This window comes from Mesorhizobium sp. ANAO-SY3R2 (assembly GCF_042466635.1).
Taxonomy (GTDB): Bacteria; Pseudomonadota; Alphaproteobacteria; order Rhizobiales; family Rhizobiaceae; genus Aminobacter.
Genome location: NZ_CP159955.1, coordinates 1,485,249 through 1,502,652 on the forward strand (window position 1 = coordinate 1,485,249; position 17,404 = coordinate 1,502,652).

Sequence of the window (17,404 nt, forward strand, 5' to 3'; positions counted from 1 at the left end):
GCGGATGCCGCGCGCTGGTTGTCTGACGAGGGGACGCGCAATGATGCCCAGGCCATCCGCAACCAGATGCAGGGCCGGTCTCGGTCTCGCAGCCGCGACGCTTGCCACACTGCTGGTTGCTGGATGCCAGCGGGAAGAAGAGGCTGTCGAATCGCAGCCGCGTCCGGTGAAGACCGAGACGGTCTCGTTCAGCCCCGAAGACACGTTCGGCTCGCTTGTCGGCGAGGTTCAGCCGCGTTTCGAGACCAATCTCGGCTTTCGCCAGGGCGGCGAAATCCGCGAGCGTAATGTCGATGTCGGCGATCTCGTCGAGCCAGGCACGGTGTTGGCGCGACTGGACATCGAGGATTCGCAGGATGCCGCGCGCAAGGCCGAGGCCAACCTTGCCGCTGCGCAGGCGAATTTCGACAATGCCGATGTGGCGCGCAGCCGCCAACAGCAGCTCTACCCGCGGACGACGAGCCGCGCCGCGCTCGACAACGCCATCGCCCAGGCAAATGCGGCGCGTGCCGGGGTCGATGCCGCGCAGGCTGCGCTGCGTGTCGCGCAGAACAATCTCGACAACCGCGTGCTCACGGCAAATACGGCCGGCGTTGTCACGGCAGTGGGCGCCGAGGTCGGGCAAGTCGTCGGCGGCGGGCAGATGGTCGTCCGCTTGGCGCAGCAGGCGGAGAAGGACGCCGTTTTCCAGGTGCCCGAATCTACCTTCCAAGCCGCGGCCCGCGACATGCAGGTCGAGACCCGCCTGCTCAGCAATCCCCAGAGCATGGCCACCGGTACGGTCCGTGAAATTTCGCCGACCGCAAATCCGGTCACGCGCAACTTCAACGTTCGCGTGGCGCTCGAAAACGTCCCGAGCGACTTTCGCTTTGGCAGCGCGGTGCGCGGTACGGTCAAGATTCCGGGCGAGCCGGTTGCACGGCTGCCGATGACCGCACTTTTCAACAAGGGCGCGCAGCCTGCCGTCTGGGTCGTCAATCCTGCCGACAGCACGACAAAACTGGTGCCGGTCGAGGTGGCGCGCTTCGGCGACCGTGATTTCTTGGTGTCGCACGGCCTTGCCGATGGCGACAGGGTCGTCATTGCCGGCACCCAGCAGTTGCGTCCGCAGATGCCCGTCCGCCTGCTGCAGGGCGGAGCGCAATGAACGGCGGTTTCAATCTTTCCGAATGGGCGATAAAGCGCCGGGGGCTGATCGTCTTCCTGATGCTGCTTGGCGCCGTTGCCGGCGCCTTTTCGTATGTGCGTCTCGGCCGGAGCGAAGATCCCGAATTCACCGTCAAGACCATGCTGGTGCATGCGGCATGGCCGGGCGCCACGATCGAACAGACCACCGATCAGATCACTGATCGGCTGGAACGGACCCTGCAGGAAGTGCCGGGCCTGGATCAACTGCGCAGCCTGACCACCGCCGGCCAATCGGTGATCTATGTCACGCTCGACGATGCCACTGCGCCCGACAAGGTGGCCGACCTGTGGTACCAGGTGCGGAAGAAGGTCGGCGACATCCAGGCGACTTTCCCCTCGGGCATACGCGGCCCGTTCTTCAATGACGAATTCGGCGATACATTCGGCATCATATACGGCTTCTCCTCGGAGGACTTCAGCGACCGCGAGGTCCGCGACTGGGCTTATGAGGCAAGGAACCGCCTGCTGCGGCTCGACAACATCGGCAAGGTCGAGTTGCTCGGCACCCAGGACGAGACCATCTACATCGAATTCTCGACGCAGCGGTTGGCCAGCCTCGGCCTGAGCGCGTCCACGATCATCGGCACCATCCAGGCGCAAAATGCTGTGCTTCCTGCCGGCACGATGACCACTGAACACGATCGGACCATCCTCGAGGTGTCCGGCGACCTGCGCAACGAAGAAGACATCCGCAACCTTAATATTCCGACAGGGTCTGGCTTCGTCCGCCTGGGCGACATCGCCAGCGTCGTGCGCGGCACGGTGGATCCACCCCAGCCGTTGTTCCGGGTCAAGGGCAGGCCGGCGATCGGCCTGGCCGTGTCGATGGCCTCCGGCGGCGACATTCTCGAGCTTGGCCGCAACATCGATGTGGCGATGAAGCAGTTCGAGAACGATCTGCCGATAGGCATCGATCTGGTGAAGGTCGCCGACCAGCCGACGGTCGTTACCAATGCGATACGCGGGTTCACCGTCTCGCTTACCCAGGCCGTGCTGATCGTTCTGGGCGTCAGCTTCCTGGCGCTCGGTTTTCGGGCCGGGCTGGTCGTGGCGGTGTCGATTCCGCTGGTCATGGCCATGACCTTCCTGGCTATGGATCTGATGGGGATCGCGTTGCAGCGCGTCTCGCTCGGCGCCCTGATCATTGCCCTGACGCTGATGATCGACGACGCCATGGTCGCCACCGAGATGATGGTGGCAAAGCTCGACGAGGGCTACGAGCGGGTCAAGGCGGCCTCTTATGCCTACACCGCCACCGCCTTCCCGATGCTGGCGGGTACGCTCGTGACGATCGCGGGCTTCATCCCCGTCGGGTTTGCCCGCAGCGTTTCGGGCGAATATGCGCGCTCGCTCTTTGTCGTGGTCGCCGTCTCGCTGATCGTGTCATGGCTCGTTGCGGTGCTGCTCACGCCCATCGTCGGGCTTGCCGTTCTGAAGCCGGACCCGAAGGCGGCCAAGAAGGGCGAAGGTACCATGACGCGGTGGTTCAAGAAGATCCTTGGCGCCTGCATCCGGCTGCGCATCGCAGTGGTGATCGGTACAGCGGCACTGTTCGTGGCCGCATTGCTTGCCTGGCCGCTCCTCAAGCAGCAGTTTTTTCCACCGTCGGATCGGCCAGAGCTGATGGTCCAATTGGTGCTGCCGCAGAATGCCTCGCTGCGCGCTACCGAGGCGGACGTCAAGAAGGTCGAGCAAGTCCTGGCTGCCGACCCTGATGTGGTCGACTGGAGCTTCTATGTCGGTTCGGATGCCATCCGCTTCTATCTGCCGATGGACATACAGGCACCTGCGCCTTTCCGCGCGCAGGCCGTGGTGATCGGCAAGAGTGTCGAGGCCCGCGACGCGCTCCAGGCCCGGCTGCAACAGGAATTCGACAGCCGCTTCCCGAACATGATTGCGCGGGTTTCGCCGCTTGAGATGGGACCTCCGGTCGGCTGGCCGATACAGTATCGCGTCAGCGGACCAACCGTTGCGGGCGTTCGCGACGTCGCCTGGCAGGTTGCCGACGCGCTGGCGGGGATCAAGGGCGTGATTGCGCCCAACCTCGACTGGAACGAACCGGTCAGGAAAGTCGTGATCGAGGTCGACCAGGATCGCGCCCGGCTGGTCGGACTGAATTCCGCGGCGATCGCGCAGTCGCTGTTTGCGACCGCATCTGGGCTTCCGATCACGCAGGTGAGGGACTCGATCTATCTGGTGAATGTGGTGGCCCGCGCGGGGGCGGACGAGCGTACGAGCATCGATACGCTTCGTTCCCTCCAGATTCCGATCGGTACCAACAAGACCGTGCCGCTGGCCAGTATCGCTACGATCGAATACCGGACGACCCAGCCGATCATCTGGCGGCATAACCGCGAGACCACCGTCACAGTCCAGGCCGACACTCAGGAGGGCGTCCTTGCCGCCACTGCCGTAAATGCTGCGGCCAACAAGATAGATGCGATCCGTGCCGACAATCCGGGCTTCAAGATTGAGGTCGGCGGTTCGGTCGAGGGCGCAGAAATGGGGCTCAAGTCGGTAGTCGAAATGCTCCCGTTGATGGCGATCGTGATGGTCGTGATCCTGATGTTCCAGCTGCAGAGCGTACAGAGGCTGCTGCTGGTGCTGAGCGTTGTTCCGCTGGGGCTGATCGGTGTCGTGCTGGTCATGCTGATCGCAAACATACCGATGGGCTTCATCGCCGTGCTCGGCATGATCGCCCTGATCGGCATGATCACGCGCAATTCGCTCGTGCTCATCGACCAGTTGGACAAGCGGATGGCGGCCGACGGCAGGTCCTGGCAGGGCGTGATCGACGTGACAACGGAGCGGGTGCGGCCAGTGTTCCTTACTGCCGGGTCGACCATCTTTGGCATGCTGCCGATCATCCGCGATCCGTTCTGGGCGCCGCTGGCATTCACGGTTATCGGCGGGCTGGTCGTCGCGGCGGCACTGACGCTCGTGTTCCTGCCCGCACTTTATGTCCTGTGGTTCGGCATTCCCGCTGAGCCGGATGGCGATGCTCGCCAATCGCTGCAGGCGGAGGCCGTTGATGTGGTCGGTTGACGATCTGGCGCGACGGGCAATTTCGGCCTTCAGCGATTGGAGAATCCCATGCGGCTAGAATGCCGAGTTTTTCAAGCAAAGCCGGGGCGGGGGCCCTGGTTCCGGAGGCCATCGCGATGACCCGCTATGCACCATTGGAACCTGGGCAGTCCCCGGCGATCGAGATCCGCCTCGACGATGTCTCGCAACTCTTCGATACGATGGATCCATTTCCGTTCCGGGAGCGCGACCTGGCGAAGGAGGCGGATGAGTACATTTGCGATTGGGTCGACGAGTTGCCTGCGGACAAGCCGATCCAGATCCGCATCCACGTGCCCGCGAGTGCGGAAGAGGACCCGGAGGTCAGTAGTCTGGAAACTTCAGTTCAGCATCATTTCGCCCATCGCGAAAAGACCATGGGGCGCGAACTGAGCGACCTTTTCCGGCTCGGGCGGCGCACCTTGCTGATCGGCCTTACGGTACTCGGCCTCTGCCTCGTCCTTGGCCAGACATTCGCGGCATATTCCTCCCGCGGCGGTGTCAGCCATTTCGTGGAGGAGGGTTTCATCATCGTGGGCTGGGTCGCGCTGTGGCGGCCACTCGACATTTTCCTCTACGATTGGTGGGCTCTCCACGAGAAGAAAAAGCTCTACCGTCGGCTGGCGAATGCTCGCGTGAGCGTTAGCTTCTACAATGCTGTGGCCGGCGGCGGGAAAGTTGCTTGAGAGCGTTCGCAGTTGCACAAATTGGAACGCAATGCACAGTCGCGGGATTCAACGCTAATCCCTTCCGTATGCCCGTCGCGCTAGTGTCGCGGACGAGACGCGAAATTCTCGCTCAGTCGTTCTGCATACAGGAGTTACCATGTCCGATCTGATCGTTATCGTTTACCCTACCGAAGCCAAGGCAGAAGAGGTGCGTGAGCGCCTGTTCGAACTGCAGAAGCAGTACCTGATCAAGCTCGGCGACGCGGTCATTGCGACCAAGACGGAAGCCGGCAAGATCAAGCTCAATCAGCTGGTAAACACCACTGCGGCGGGTGCCGTTTCCGGCAGCTTCTGGGGCCTGCTGGTCGGCGTCCTGTTCCTCAATCCGCTGCTCGGCGTGGCTGTCGGCGCTGCTTCCGGCGCGCTTGGCGGCGCGCTCAGCGATTTCGGCATCAACGACGCCTTCATGAAGGAACTGTCGGGCAGCATGCAGCCAGGCAACGGCGCGCTTTTCGTGCTGGTTCAGGATATGACGGCCGACAAGGTGCTGAAGGAAATCCAGGGTTTTGGCGGCGTGGTGCTGAAGACCTCGCTCGACGAGACCAAGGAACAGGCGCTGCGCAACGCGCTGCAGCAGGCAGGCCCGGCCGCCTGAGGCCGATGGCGAATGGGGCGGATCGCCAAGGTCCGCCCATCGCACATGACGATCCAGGCAGCACGGTGATGTCCGCGCAAACCATCATCCCCATTCTGATTGAAGCGATCTGCGGGGCGGCGGGCGGACTGGCCGTGGGCCATTGGGTAAACAGCGCCAGCCTCGGTCGCGGCGTCAACGCACTGGCGGGCGCGGTCGGAGGATTGATCCTCACCTGGCTCGTGGCTCGCACGCCGGGCATCGAGTGGTTTGTCGGCGGAGCAGGGAACGCAGCCGCTGACATGCTCGCTCCCACGATCATGATCGGTGTAGGGATCGCGGGCCTTCTCGGCGGGGTCGTTTTCATCCTGGCTCTCGGGTTCCTGCGAAGGCTCGCCGGAACCTGGGACCTTTAGTGCGCCGGCGACGAAGCCCGGCTGATTTTCACGGAGCCTTACGGCACTTCAAAACCCGAGGGGGGAGATTGATGACCATAGTCTATCGTTTGTTTGGGCCGGTGTTGTTATTGGTCGCCGCCGTTGCATTGTCTTCCTGTGTTCCGCAGTCACCAGGTCCTGGCCCCGTTCCCGGTCCTTCGCGCCCGCAAATGTGCAGTTTCGAATACGCGCCCGTTTGCGGCCAACGCGCCGACCGCACCCAGACCTTCTCCAATGCCTGCCTGGCGCGGGCCGACGGGTTCCGCGTGATCCACAACGGGCAATGCCGTAGGGCCGAGCCGCCGCGTGCCTGCACGATGGAATTCGTGCCCGTCTGTGCCGTCAGGGGCAACAGATGGCAGACTTTCTCCAATAGCTGCCTTGCGCGGGCGGATGGCTTCCGCATCGTGCATCAAGGCCAATGCCGCTGACGCAGCGGCGAGCCGTCAAAGCAAGTCCACACGCGAAATCGAATTCGACTTCGCGTGTGCTTTTGCATCAAGGCGCATATTCATAGTGGACAATGCTGCCGGAGTTGTTGAACTTCGGTTGGACAGAGCTTTGGCATGAGGGGCAAGGGGCGGTGATGGCAATTGGCGGTGAGGGTCGCTTGATCGGGTATCTGGCGACCGGAATTCTCGTACTTGCCCTGCTGTATGTGGGGCAGACGATCTTCGTTCCGCTGGTCTTTTCGCTTTTCGTCATCGCGATGGTCTGGCCGATGCAGGCCGCGCTTCAGCGCTTCCTCCCTAAATTGCTGGCGCTGTTGGTTACGCTTTCGGCGACGATTGCCGTGGTGCTCGCCGTCGGCTCCGCCGTCTTCTGGGGGTTCGGCAGGATTGGCCAGTGGCTGTTCCTCAATGCCGGCCGATTCCAGGCAATCTACACCGATTGGACCAACTGGCTCGAGGAACACGGCCTGGCCATCGCCGGGCCACTCGCCGACCGCTACGATGTCAACTGGCTCGTCGGCTTTACCCAAGGGGTGGCCGGGAGGCTTAATGGCTTCGCCGGTTTCGCGGTGCTTGTGTTCATTCTGGTGATGCTTGGCCTGCTTGAGGTCGAGGACTTCAACCGCAGGCTAGCCGCGCCTTCTGCCCAACCTCAGGGTTCGCGTATCCGCACCGCCAACCGTCTGATTGCCGCCAAGCTCAGGCGCTATATGGTCGTGCGCAGCTTCGCCAGCGTGCTTACCGGCCTCGTCGTGTGGGTGTTTGCACTCGCGGCCGGCCTTGAACTTGCCGCGGCCTGGGGGGCGATCGCTTTCGCGCTCAACTACATTCCCTTCCTCGGGCCATTCGTCGCGACCATGTTTCCCACGCTCTTTGCCATCGCGCAGTTCGAATCCTGGCAGATGGCCGTCGTGATCTTCATCGGCCTCAACGTGATCCAGTTCATCATCGGCAGTTATCTGGAGCCGCTGCTGACCGGTGCCTCCTTGTCGATCTCGCCCTTCGCCGTCATCTTTTCGGTGTTCTTCTGGAGCTTCATATGGGGCATTGCCGGTGCATTCATCGGCGTGCCGATCCTGATCGCGTTCATCGTCTATTGCTTCCAATCGCCGAATGGCCGGTGGATCGCGACATTGCTCGCGTCAGGCGATGTCGAGAGGTCGTTTGCCCAGGCCGAGTATCGCGAGGAATAGTTCGGGTTCACTAGTGTTTTAAATATAAATTAAATTTAGACATGTTTTAGTTCGTATTTTTTGATTGTTTTGATGATTTAAGCATAATCGCAATATTGCTTAATGCTTTTAGTATGTTGCGTAGAAATCTGCGCAAAATCGGGTTGAATGCGATATTGCTTCGATGTAATTTTCATTGTCCGCAGATGATGTGCCGTCAGCGGACAGGATAAGATAGCGGCGACCGCGGCGGGACATAGGGCGCATTCGCGCCTGCCTGTTGGGGTTGATAAGTTTGCCACCAGAGGCAACGCTGACGTTGCCTCTCATCAGGGAGGCAGCATGACTGCAGCGCAGCGGGCGTTGGGGCGGAATGGTCGCAGTCCAACCGTTGTTCGCGGCGGGCCTGAATTTACCTTCAGTCATGCCCAGGCGCTTGATGAGCAGCGGGCGCCAATCCCTCATTTCGAGTTTTCCACCGACGGGTTCTCACGGACTGACCAATTCGCGGCGTGGCGGCAGAACTTCGCTCCCATGATTGATCTTTCCAATCCAGGCAGCCGAACGCCCGGATTCGACGCAAGGCAGGCGATCTGGGATCTTGGCTGCATGGCATTTTCGTCGATCAGCACCGAAGGCTTCGACTTTGCCGGTTTGCAAGGACGTGTCCGCCGCGAGCCGCTCGACCATTGGATCATGACCTTGCTGCTTGAGGGCCACGCCCACACGATGGCCCGCCGCGGCAGTTTCTCCGCCGGTCCTGGGGTGGTGCAGATCCACGCCCTTGATGGTCCCTTCGAGGGGCACGTCAGCGACAGCCATATGCTGATGCTGTTTGTGCCTAGGGACTTGTCTCACAATCTGGCGGCAACGCTTGGTGCGGCCGAGTTCTCGACGCTTGGTGGCGGATTGGGGCATCTTTTTGCCGACTACATGTCCGGGCTCGCCCGTTGCCTGCCGACAATGACGGTCGCTGACCTCCCTGAACTGGCAACGGCGACGCGTGCCATGATCCAGGCATGCGTGTCGCCATCCGGGGACAGTCTGGAGGAGGCCAGCGCTCCCATTTCGGCAGTATTGCTGGAGAGGGCGCGGCAGCATATCAATGCCAACCTCCATGACCCGGGATTGGGGAACGAGAGCTTGTGCCGGGCGCTCGGTGTTTCGCGCACTCGGCTCTATCGGCTGTTCGAGCCAAGCGGCGGGGTCATGCGCTACATACTGCATCGGCGGCTTGTCGATGCGCATGCGGTCCTCACCGACCCAGCAGATACGCGCCGCATATTTGCAATAGCCGAGCAGCGCGGCTTCAACGATGGGGCAGAGTTCAGCCGGGCCTTCAGGCGTGAATTTGGCTACAGTCCGAGCGAGGCGAGAATGCGCGGCAAGGGTGCCGTACCTGCCAAGCCCGGCGTGGATCTCGAGACATGCGCGCCGGATGAGCGGCTGGGTATTCTGCTTCGGCGGCTACACGGGTGAATGCCTGCGGGCGTCCGATCGGCAATGCCAGTCAGGAGTAGCCCTACGCCGCAAGCGTGAACGCTATTGGGCCGTTCCCGATACCATCCGATGGTAAGACGCAACCAGTCCCTCGAGTTGGTCGATTGCCGATGACTCCGCTGGTTTGGTGGCGTCCATTTCTGGCGAAACCTTCCAGCCGGGGGCGACGTTCTGCATGTTGGGCAGATTGTGGGCGATGCCCTTGTGGCAGTCGATGCAGGTCGCCTTTCCCGTAAGCAGGTAGCGTTCGTGTATTTCGGCTGCTCGCTTGGTCTGTTTGGACAAATCCATGGCGACGGCGGAATGACAATTGCGACATTCCAGGCTGTCGTTGGCCTTGAAGCGCGCCCATTCGTGCTCGGCCATGGCCAGGCGGTGATCGAGAAACTTGCGCCTTGTATCGATGGTGCCGAAGATCGTTCCCCACACTTCCTTGGACGCCTGCATCTTGCGCGCGATCTTGTCGGTCCAGTTGTGGGGAACGTGGCAATCCGGACAGGATGCCCTAACGCCCGAGCGGTTGGTGAAATGCACAGTGTGCGTCAGCTCGTCATAGACGTTGTCTTTCATCACGTGACACGAAATGCAGAATTGTTCGGTGTTCGTCAGGTCCAGTGCCGTGTTGAAGGCGCCCCAGAACATGACGCCTCCAATGAAGCCGCCAAGCGTCAGGAAACCAAGGCTGAGACTGACGGCGGGCCTGGAGATAACTGCCCAGAATCGGCGAAGCAAATCCTTGAGCCGCTGCATCGCTCACTCGCTCCCAGTCGGCTTGAAGCCCAGTTCGCTCATGTCCCTGAACGTGTTCTTCACGAGAGGGACCACATCGGCCTGAGGGACGTGGCATGCCGTGCAGAAATAGCGGCGAGGTGCTACGTCGGCGAGCATCTGGCCGTCGCGTGTCATGTAGTGAGTCACGCTGATCATTGGCGCGCCTGACCCGACGGTGAACTCGCGCTTGTGGCAACTGAGGCAGCGGTTGGTGTTGACTGTAAGCTGGTAGCCTTCGATCGAATGCGGAATGACCGGCGGCTGGTCAGGAAAGGCTCGCATCACTCTCACATCGTTGGTGACCCATTTCGGGATTGGAGGAGCTGGAATCGGCCTCATGGGTGGAACCGGCCCGGTGAGTTCCGAAATCATCTGCGCGATTGCCGCACTGCTGGCGCAGAGCACGACGAGACCAAAGACGGTCGCGAGCTGGCGCGATCCGCTCAAGCGACGGAAACGACCTTGACTGCGCATTTCTTGAAATCCGTCTGTTTGGAGATGGGGCAAGTGGCGTCGAGCGTAACCTTGTTGATCAGCTGGCTCGCATCGAACCACGGCACGAAAATCACTCCGCTCGGCATTCGATTGCGGCCACGCGTCTCGACCCGCGAACGGATTTCGCCACGGCGCGAAATGATCCTGACTTCGCCTCCCTGATTGATGCCGCGCTTGCGGGCATCGTCGGCGTTCATGTAGCAAACCGCACCGGGGAACGCCTTGAAGAGCTCGGGTACGCGCAGGGTCATCGAGCCGGAGTGCCAGTGCTCGAGCACCCGGCCCGTCACCAGCCAGATATCGAATTCGGCATCCGGCGGTTCGGCGGGCGGCTCGTAGGGAACGGCCAGGATGATCGCCCTTCCGTCGGGCCGCCCATAAAAACTGACGCCTTCGCCGGCCTTTACATATGGATCGAAACCTTCGCGGTAGCGCCAATTGGTCTCGTTGCCGTCCACCACCGGCCAGCGCAGGCCTCGTTCCTCGTGGTAGCGGTCGAAATGCCCGAGGTCATGGCCGTGGCCGCGGCCGAATATGGCGTATTCCTCGAACATGCCCTTCTGGATGTAGAAGCCGAACGCCTCGGATTCATGGTTCTGGTAGTTCGGGTCGATGTCGCTGACCGGGAACTTGTCGACCTGACCGTTCTTGAACAATACGTCGAACAAGGTTTTTCCCTTGAACTCGGGATTCTCAGCCAGAATCTCGGCAGGCCAGACCTCGTCCGTGGTGAAGCGCTTGGAAAACTCGGCAAGTTGCCAAAGGTCCGAGCGCGCTTGGCCTGGAGCTTTGACCAACTGACGCCAGAACTGGGTGCGCCGCTCGGCGTTGCCATAGGCACCTTCCTTCTCCACCCACATTGCGGCGGGCAAGATCAGGTCGGCGGCCATGCCGGTAACGGTGGGGTAGGCGTCGGACACCACGATGAAGTTCTCAGGGTTCCGGTAGCCGGGGTAGGTCTCGTTGCTGCTGTTCGGTGCGGCCTGCAGGTTGTTGGTGACCTGGATCCAGTAGAAATTGATCTTGCCGTCCTTGAGCATGCGGTCCTGCTGGACCGCGTCATAGCCTATCTTGGCGGGCAGCAGACCTGACGGTACTTTCCAGATATCCTCGGCGATCCTGCGGTGTTCCGGGTTCGTCACCACAAGGTCTGCAGGAAGGCGGTGGCAGAACGTTCCGACTTCGCGCGCCGTGCCACATGCGGAGGGTTGCCCAGTGAGCGAGAACGGGCTGTTGCCGGGCTCGGAGATTTTTCCGGTCAACAGGTGGATGTTGTAGAGCATCTGGTTGGCCCAGGTGCCGCGGATGTGCTGGTTGAATCCCATCGTCCAAAGCGACATGACCTTGATCTTGGGATCGGCGTATAGCTCGGCGAGTTCCAGCAACAGCGACGGCTCGACGCCCGACAGGTCCGACGCTTTCTTGAGCGTGTAGTCGGAGATGAAAGTCTTGTAGGCCTCGAAGTCGATCGGATCCATCTTGCCGGGATCGGCGGCGTTCTTGGCCGCTTGCTGGAGCGCATGCTCGGGCCGCAGGCCGTAGCCGATATCTGTTACGCCGCGCATGAAAGTGGTGTGCTTCTGGACGAAATCCTCGTTGACCCGCCCTGTGGTGATGATGTGGTTGGCGATGTAGTTGAGGATCGCGAGGTCCGTGCCCGGCTTGAAGATGATCGGTATGTCGGCAAGGTCCATGCTGCGATTGGTGAAGGTCGACAGCACCGCTGCCTTGACGTGCGGGGTACCAAGCCGCCAGGCGGCGAGGCGCGACCACAGCACCGGGTGCATCTCGGCCATGTTGGAGCCCCAGAGCACGAAGGCGTCGGCATTCTCGAAGTCTTCGTAGCAGCCCATCGGCTCGTCCATGCCGAAGGTCCGCATGAAGGCGTAGGCAGCGGAGGCCATGCAGTGGCGGGCGTTGGGGTCGAGGTTGTTGGTGCGGAAGCCGGCACGCATCAGCTTCGTTGCCGCGTAGCCTTCCCAGATGGTCCACTGGCCCGACCCGAACATGGCGACATAGTCCGGCCCCTTTTCCTTCAGGACCTTCTTGCACTTCTCGGCCATGACATCGAAGGCTTCGTCCCAGCTGACCGGCTCGAACTCTCCGTCCTTGTCGTAGACGCCATTGCGCTTGCGCAGCAGCGGCGTCGTCAAGCGGTCGGCGCCGTACATGATCTTCGACAGGAAGTAGCCCTTCACGCAGTTGAGGCCCCTGTTGACCGGCGCCTGTGAGTCGCCGTGGGTGGCAACGACCTGGCCTTGCTTTACCCCGACCATGACGCCGCAACCGGTGCCGCAGAAGCGGCATGGCGCCTTCGACCATTGGATCTCAAGGGCATTCACGCCTCCAGGCACCGGCTGGGCCGGCGCCGGTAGACTGATGCCGGCAGTTGCCGCAGCAATTGCCGCAGCCTGTGCCTTGAGTACGTCGCGCCGCGTCAGATCGGCTGTCATTGTTCCGTACCTTCCAGTTTGTCGACGTGTTCGAAGACCATGTTTGCGGCGAACACGCCGTCGAGCAGCGCAATCTGCATCAGGCTGTCGCCGAGGAATCCGGTCGTGGCACCTTCAATGGTGATGACGATCTTACTGCCTTCACGGGCATGGACCTCCACACCTGGCATGCTCGCGACCAGCGTGGCGACGCCTTCCGCTTTCGCAGGCTGCACGGTTATGATGGCGCTGGAGATATGGTAGAGGCGACTGGCGTCAGGCATGGGCTGGCTCCATCTTCGGTGCCGCCACACCAATGGCTGTCGCAGGGCAGATGCCGATGCAAGCACCGCAGCCGGAGCAGGTATCCTCATCTATCTCCGGGACGAAAATGCCGCCGGGGCGGGGGCGCATGCGGATAGCCTGTTCAGGACAGACATCGCGGCAGATGCCGCACGCAATGCCGAGCCTGGCGAGGCAGCTATCGGAAATGGCTGCGACATGAGCGAACCTGACCGGCGACACGGCGTCGAAGACGGGCTCCGGGCATCCTTTGGAGCATTCTCCGCAGAAAGTGCATTCCCCCTTGGCAAGATCTATCTCGGGGACCCCGTCCGCCAGCACGATGATGCCGGTCGGACACGAAGCAACGCAGGCTCCGCAACCGATACAGGAATTCAAACCGCCTTCAGACGCCTCTGGCGGGTAGATGCGGAACCGCTGCCGGGAGGCCAGGTGCCCCAGAAGCAATGCGCGCCTGCTGAGCGAGGAGGGCGCCATGGCCGGTCATCCGCCGGGCGGGCCGGGCGGGCCGGCCCAAGCCTGCCACATCCATACGATGAATCCATAGGTTGCGACGAAGCCAACTGCGATGAACGGCCAGATGACGAAGGCAAGGACAAGGAACGCCCATTGTTCCCACCGCCTGCGTTTGCGCTCGACAGGCTCGGTGGCCGGTTCGACTGAACCACTGGCCATGGAAATACTCCGTCAAGGCGAGTTCGTACTGCCTGTCAGGGCAACTAGGTCGCTGAGGCGGCTTGTCCAGAGGGATGGGCGGGCGCTTGCCGGGATCACTCCCAGGCGAACCCAGAGCCGCTGTTGGCGACTGCCGTCGCACGGCGCGGCAGCAAAGCAGCGCCAAGCTCTTCGAACTCGACTGTGCGCAGCAATGGTTCCGCAGTCATTGTTGATGGCAGGGCTGAATTGCTCGCGCACGCAGCGTTCGAGATGCTCGGCGGACACGGGTATTCCCATCGTGTGCGTTGCCCGAGCAAGCGACGATTTGTTCACGCAGAGTGTGTGAAAAGCCGAATTCAGCGAAGGAGAATGGTGGGCGATATAGGGATTGAACCTATGACCCCACCCGTGTGAAGGGTGGCGCCGCTCTGGAAGCCGCAAAAATGCGCCGTTTTTGCTGTGTCGTTTGAGGAAAGGTTGGCCATCTGTTCACCTTCCGGTCACGGGCACTGGTTCAAGCGTACCAGTGGGAACACCTTCCACGAAACTAAGATCCAGAACATCGGCGGCATCCTGCATGTGTCCGGGGGCGAATCGAGCGTAGACGCGCTCCGTGATCCGGCTGTCGCTGTGCCCAAGATACTGCGCAATCTTCGACATGGGAATCCCGGCCTCCTGCCTGCCACCTAGCCGCCGAGTGGCGGAAAACGTGAGCGGTAACGCCATCCGGCTTTGCCTTCTCGGCGGTCTTCGCAAGTGATCGTTTGACGGACTGCACTGGTTCCCCGCTCCACTCGATCACGTACTTGCTGAGGGCCGCCCTACGTGCCTCAACCAGCGCTGCCCGAACGGTCTTGTTCATGGGCACCGATGCGCGGCCCTTGCGCTTATGCGTTGCTTGCTGGTCATCGAGGTAGATTATCCCCCGCACGAAATCAATCTGCTCCCACCGGAGCGAAAGCAGCGCTTCCTTTCGCCCGCCTGTCGCTATGGCCAGGATGATAAACAGGCGAATGTGCTCGCCCGTTGCATTCTCGGTAAGCCTTTGCACTTCGGTGCGGGTTAGCCACCTGTCGCGCGGTGCGGGCTTCAGGGGCATGACAATATACGGTGCCTGCGCGATGCGGTTTCTCCGCTTCGCCCACTCCAGGACAATGCGGAGGTGGTTGAGTTCCGTCCAGATCGTGCCGTCTGATCGTCCATTGGGGTAGGCCGGTCTTGAGCCGGGTCCGCCTTCAATTGCTTCGGTCGGCTTCCGGTGGAGCTTGATGTAACCCTGGCAAGTCTCATCCCCGATGCTCTCGGCCACTCGGTTGCCGAACGTCCCTTCCAATGCCTTCCATCTAGTGAGCATGCTTTCGGCGATGCGCCGCCCAGACTTCTCTTGGCGGTAGGCGTCCCAGAGCGTTTTTACAGTCTGGCCGGGCGCGCTTTCCTCACTCTTGTTGAGCTTATCTACGGCCTCTTGAGCCCTTGACGATCAGCTTGCCGTCCTGCCTACGCCTACCTGATGACGTCTCTTTGACTTGGGCGTCGTGGTTGCCGCAGAGGGTCCGGGTGTTGCTCAGAACATCGAAGCCAGTCGGATATTCGACGTTCGGGCGGCGGTGGATATGGTCACAGGTGAGGCGGTATGTCGGGGTCTGGCATCCTGGCACTACGCAGCGCCATCCATCTCGTTCATGTGTGCTGCGCTTCAGTGCTGCCCAATGGGGCGTCCGGTAGTAGGTGTTACGGGCCATGCAGACCTACCTGTCCACCAGCGTCTGTTGGCTTTGCCCCTTTCAGGGGGATGGTGCTTGCCGTGCCGATGGATTGGACCGGCGTCGATTGCTACTGTCGGCGCGGCACCTCTCTCAATGGAGGACAGTATGGTCCGTCCAACGATTTCCGCTCTCCGGGTGGCAGTAGCGGTTTTCATGTTCCTTGGGGTAGCAAGCAGTTTCGCCAAGGATGGTCAACCAATCGAGATTGCCGTGGCGCAATTCTACTTCGTCGACACCTCGGGCGAGGTCGAGGACCAAAAGGCCCGACACGAAAATCAGCTTCGCCAGTTTGAAACAGAGCTGCAGAAAACGTTGTCAGCGGATAACCGTCTAGAGATTGCTGCGCTGCCATGCGGGTCGGATCGCTGTTCGTTGGAAAATCCTGGAATTGACACGCTGAGACGCCAGGCCAAGACGGCGAATGCGAGATACCTCCTTGCAGGTGGGATCCAAAAGATGAGCACGCTGGTCGGCTGGGCCAAGATCACTGTCTTCGACTTGGAAGACAGTAACCGTGTCTGCGATCGCCTGTTTACCTATCGCGGGGATACAGAGGAAGCATGGCGGCGAGCGGCCGAGTTTGGCGCCAAGAATGTCATCAAGGCTTGCTTTCCCTGAGCGCTGGTTACAGCTTGAAACGAACCCCCGCGCGTTTCGGTACAGGGGTGAAAATGCTTTCTGCTGGCGGCTGCACTGGTTCAATTCCTCGCAAACGCTCGATTGGCTTGCCCGCACTGGAGTTTCAATTTGCATCTGCTCGTGACCAGGCGAGGTGAGCCCACTTGGGGCCAGCGCCTGTGGTTAAATGTTGTGGTTCAGGAAGCTATTTGCGAAGAGTTGCAATGTCAGCATTTGCAAGCAGACGTGTGCCCGACGGAAACTGAAGTTTTCTGAAGTAGCTGATACCCCTGCTGCTCGGCCGTCCTCTAGGCTCCTGCACCGATGAGGAGAAGGTCGCGATCGGCCGCATGCTTTCTTGAGCGCGGCGACGACTACAGCCGGACTGTCGAAGCATGCCAACGCCAGCATGACATATGTTCGCTGCCCGCTGGTGAACTTGCCTTTGCGCGGTATGGATCGTGGTGTTCGGTCGCGCTATAGCCAGCGCATGATCAGATCGTTTGCACGACCATTCGCCTGGCTGCTGCTTGCGGCCATTCTGTTCGTCACCGTCTCGCCCATTCAGTGGCGGCCGCACACACATGAGCCGGCTGACGTGGAGCGCTTTGCCGCCTTTGCGGCGGTCGGCTTCGCCTTTGTCCTTGGTTACCCGCGGCATTGGCTTCTGCTGACCTGCCTTGTCGTCGGGTCCGCATTCGCGTTCGAAGCAGCCCAGCTTCTGTCGCCCAGTCGGCACGCTCACATCCAGGACGCTATCATCAAGGCGGCTGGCGGAATCGCGGGGATAGTAGCCGGTGCCGCCATCAGCCGTTTCACTGGGCGGACCCGGGATTAAAGTCACCCATCGACCCGCGCGACCATCTCGCCCATAACGATTTTGCCCAGCCCGCGATCGAATGCGATTTGCTCAGCGGCGGGCCCAGCGATGATTTTGCCGCCGTAAGATCGCCCTGGCTCGGTCCGTGCTACGGTCGTTGCAACCATAACAGGCGAGAACCCTGCTCCTGTGTCCCCTCGATGCTTGTAGGTGAGGGACAACAGCACCGGCACGCAGGCAGCGATGTCAGGTTTTTTCAGGTACCGGTCAGGTATCGATCCGTCTTGGTACGCGTGCGGCGCGGTTGTTTCTTTGGGTTGAACTCGCCTTTTTCAATAGCCTCTGCGACTTTTCTGAAGCAGTTATCAAGAACCCGTCAAGCAATCGTGCCGTCCGCAACTGGCATGTGCTACATCCCAACGGTGCGC

Annotated in this window: 17 protein-coding genes and 1 pseudogene; 10 read left to right on the forward strand and 8 right to left on the reverse strand. The window is 61.1% G+C overall.

The annotated features are described in order from the left end of the window. Nucleotides 1-40: 40 nt before the first annotated feature. The 8 genes from ABSY17_RS11915 (at nt 41) to ABSY17_RS11950 (ending at nt 9,093) form a co-directional block, all read left to right on the forward strand. Nucleotides 41-1,147 (forward strand): efflux RND transporter periplasmic adaptor subunit, encoded by a 1,107-nt coding sequence (locus ABSY17_RS11915; RefSeq protein ID WP_378950629.1) that lies wholly within the window; start codon nt 41-43, stop codon nt 1,145-1,147. Further along, nucleotides 1,144-4,233 carry an efflux RND transporter permease subunit gene (locus ABSY17_RS11920; protein ID WP_378950632.1) on the forward strand — a complete coding sequence of 1,030 codons (3,090 nt, stop codon included), beginning with the start codon at nt 1,144-1,146 and terminating at the stop codon, nt 4,231-4,233. The genes ABSY17_RS11915 and ABSY17_RS11920 overlap by 4 nt, the downstream gene beginning before the upstream one ends. Before the next feature lie 116 nt (nt 4,234-4,349). Then, nucleotides 4,350-4,937, forward strand: coding sequence for a hypothetical protein (locus ABSY17_RS11925; protein ID WP_378950635.1), 588 nt, complete (start codon nt 4,350-4,352; stop codon nt 4,935-4,937). A gap of 139 nt (nt 4,938-5,076) precedes the next feature. Further along, nucleotides 5,077-5,574: a DUF1269 domain-containing protein gene (locus tag ABSY17_RS11930; protein ID WP_378950638.1), complete on the forward strand. Its 498-nt coding sequence runs from the start codon at nt 5,077-5,079 to the stop codon at nt 5,572-5,574. 68 nt (nt 5,575-5,642) lie between these two features. Then, the gene (locus tag ABSY17_RS11935) at nt 5,643-5,969 is read left to right on the forward strand and encodes a hypothetical protein (protein WP_378950641.1); all 327 of its coding nucleotides are present in this window, start codon (nt 5,643-5,645) and stop codon (nt 5,967-5,969) included. Nucleotides 5,970-6,160: 191 nt separating this feature from the next. After that, nucleotides 6,161-6,421, forward strand: a complete 261-nt coding sequence (locus ABSY17_RS11940) for a Kazal-type serine protease inhibitor domain-containing protein (protein ID WP_378950644.1) — start codon at nt 6,161-6,163, stop codon at nt 6,419-6,421. A gap of 155 nt (nt 6,422-6,576) precedes the next feature. Continuing rightward, a complete protein-coding gene (locus ABSY17_RS11945) occupies nt 6,577-7,635 on the forward strand; it encodes an AI-2E family transporter (protein WP_378950647.1) in 1,059 nt (352 codons plus the stop codon). Between the two features lie 321 nt (nt 7,636-7,956). Further along, nucleotides 7,957-9,093 carry a helix-turn-helix domain-containing protein gene (locus ABSY17_RS11950; protein WP_378950650.1) on the forward strand — a complete coding sequence of 379 codons (1,137 nt, stop codon included), beginning with the start codon at nt 7,957-7,959 and terminating at the stop codon, nt 9,091-9,093. Nucleotides 9,094-9,156: 63 nt separating this feature from the next. On the opposite strand, the gene ABSY17_RS11955 is transcribed toward ABSY17_RS11950, so the two are convergent. The 8 genes and pseudogenes from ABSY17_RS11955 to ABSY17_RS11990 form a co-directional block, all read right to left on the reverse strand. Beyond that, nucleotides 9,157-9,864: a cytochrome c3 family protein gene (locus ABSY17_RS11955; protein ID WP_378950653.1), complete on the reverse strand. Its 708-nt coding sequence runs from the start codon at nt 9,862-9,864 to the stop codon at nt 9,157-9,159. A gap of 3 nt (nt 9,865-9,867) precedes the next feature. After that, entirely contained in the window at nt 9,868-10,359 is a 492-nt protein-coding gene (locus ABSY17_RS11960; protein ID WP_378950656.1) for a nitrate reductase cytochrome c-type subunit, read from the reverse strand. After that, nucleotides 10,329-12,833, reverse strand: coding sequence for a periplasmic nitrate reductase subunit alpha (gene napA, locus ABSY17_RS11965; RefSeq protein ID WP_378950659.1), 2,505 nt, complete (start codon nt 12,831-12,833; stop codon nt 10,329-10,331). The genes ABSY17_RS11960 and napA overlap by 31 nt, the downstream gene beginning before the upstream one ends. After that, nucleotides 12,830-13,096, reverse strand: a complete 267-nt coding sequence (locus ABSY17_RS11970) for a chaperone NapD (RefSeq protein WP_378950662.1) — start codon at nt 13,094-13,096, stop codon at nt 12,830-12,832. The genes napA and ABSY17_RS11970 overlap by 4 nt, the downstream gene beginning before the upstream one ends. Next, nucleotides 13,089-13,592: a ferredoxin-type protein NapF gene (locus ABSY17_RS11975; protein ID WP_378950665.1), complete on the reverse strand. Its 504-nt coding sequence runs from the start codon at nt 13,590-13,592 to the stop codon at nt 13,089-13,091. The genes ABSY17_RS11970 and ABSY17_RS11975 overlap by 8 nt, the downstream gene beginning before the upstream one ends. 6 nt (nt 13,593-13,598) lie before the next feature. Beyond that, nucleotides 13,599-13,790 carry a periplasmic nitrate reductase, NapE protein gene (locus ABSY17_RS11980; RefSeq protein WP_378950668.1) on the reverse strand — a complete coding sequence of 64 codons (192 nt, stop codon included), beginning with the start codon at nt 13,788-13,790 and terminating at the stop codon, nt 13,599-13,601. A gap of 471 nt (nt 13,791-14,261) precedes the next feature. Further along, nucleotides 14,262-14,432, reverse strand: a complete 171-nt coding sequence (locus ABSY17_RS11985; RefSeq protein WP_378953032.1) for a hypothetical protein — start codon at nt 14,430-14,432, stop codon at nt 14,262-14,264. An 82-nt stretch (nt 14,433-14,514) separates the two neighbouring features. Then, nucleotides 14,515-15,126 (reverse strand): annotated as a pseudogene (locus tag ABSY17_RS11990) (tyrosine-type recombinase/integrase); the annotation flags it as partial. A 517-nt stretch (nt 15,127-15,643) separates the two neighbouring features. Here ABSY17_RS11990 and ABSY17_RS11995 point away from each other — a divergent pair. Beyond that, nucleotides 15,644-16,156, forward strand: a complete 513-nt coding sequence (locus ABSY17_RS11995; RefSeq protein WP_378950671.1) for a DUF2380 domain-containing protein — start codon at nt 15,644-15,646, stop codon at nt 16,154-16,156. A 358-nt stretch (nt 16,157-16,514) separates the two neighbouring features. Continuing rightward, on the forward strand, nt 16,515-16,994 hold the full coding sequence (locus ABSY17_RS12000; protein WP_378950674.1) for a VanZ family protein: 480 nt from the start codon (nt 16,515-16,517) through the stop codon (nt 16,992-16,994). The last annotated feature ends 410 nt before the right edge of the window (nt 16,995-17,404 follow it).

Coding starts and splice junctions, on each gene's coding strand:
- ABSY17_RS11945 (WP_378950647.1), top strand. CDS start 6,577: ATGGCAATTGGCGGTGAGGGTCGCTTGATCGGGTATCTGGCGACCGGA.
- ABSY17_RS11980 (WP_378950668.1), bottom strand. CDS start 13,790: ATGGCCAGTGGTTCAGTCGAACCGGCCACCGAGCCTGTCGAGCGCAAA.
- ABSY17_RS11955 (WP_378950653.1), bottom strand. CDS start 9,864: ATGCAGCGGCTCAAGGATTTGCTTCGCCGATTCTGGGCAGTTATCTCC.
- ABSY17_RS11920 (WP_378950632.1), top strand. CDS start 1,144: ATGAACGGCGGTTTCAATCTTTCCGAATGGGCGATAAAGCGCCGGGGG.
- ABSY17_RS11930 (WP_378950638.1), top strand. CDS start 5,077: ATGTCCGATCTGATCGTTATCGTTTACCCTACCGAAGCCAAGGCAGAA.
- ABSY17_RS11970 (WP_378950662.1), bottom strand. CDS start 13,096: ATGCCTGACGCCAGTCGCCTCTACCATATCTCCAGCGCCATCATAACC.
- ABSY17_RS11960 (WP_378950656.1), bottom strand. CDS start 10,359: ATGCGCAGTCAAGGTCGTTTCCGTCGCTTGAGCGGATCGCGCCAGCTC.
- napA (WP_378950659.1), bottom strand. CDS start 12,833: ATGACAGCCGATCTGACGCGGCGCGACGTACTCAAGGCACAGGCTGCG.
- ABSY17_RS11935 (WP_378950641.1), top strand. CDS start 5,643: ATGTCCGCGCAAACCATCATCCCCATTCTGATTGAAGCGATCTGCGGG.
- ABSY17_RS11985 (WP_378953032.1), bottom strand. CDS start 14,432: ATGTCGAAGATTGCGCAGTATCTTGGGCACAGCGACAGCCGGATCACG.
- ABSY17_RS11925 (WP_378950635.1), top strand. CDS start 4,350: ATGACCCGCTATGCACCATTGGAACCTGGGCAGTCCCCGGCGATCGAG.
- ABSY17_RS11940 (WP_378950644.1), top strand. CDS start 6,161: ATGTGCAGTTTCGAATACGCGCCCGTTTGCGGCCAACGCGCCGACCGC.
- ABSY17_RS11975 (WP_378950665.1), bottom strand. CDS start 13,592: ATGGCGCCCTCCTCGCTCAGCAGGCGCGCATTGCTTCTGGGGCACCTG.
- ABSY17_RS11950 (WP_378950650.1), top strand. CDS start 7,957: ATGACTGCAGCGCAGCGGGCGTTGGGGCGGAATGGTCGCAGTCCAACC.
- ABSY17_RS11995 (WP_378950671.1), top strand. CDS start 15,644: ATGGTCCGTCCAACGATTTCCGCTCTCCGGGTGGCAGTAGCGGTTTTC.
- ABSY17_RS11915 (WP_378950629.1), top strand. CDS start 41: ATGATGCCCAGGCCATCCGCAACCAGATGCAGGGCCGGTCTCGGTCTC.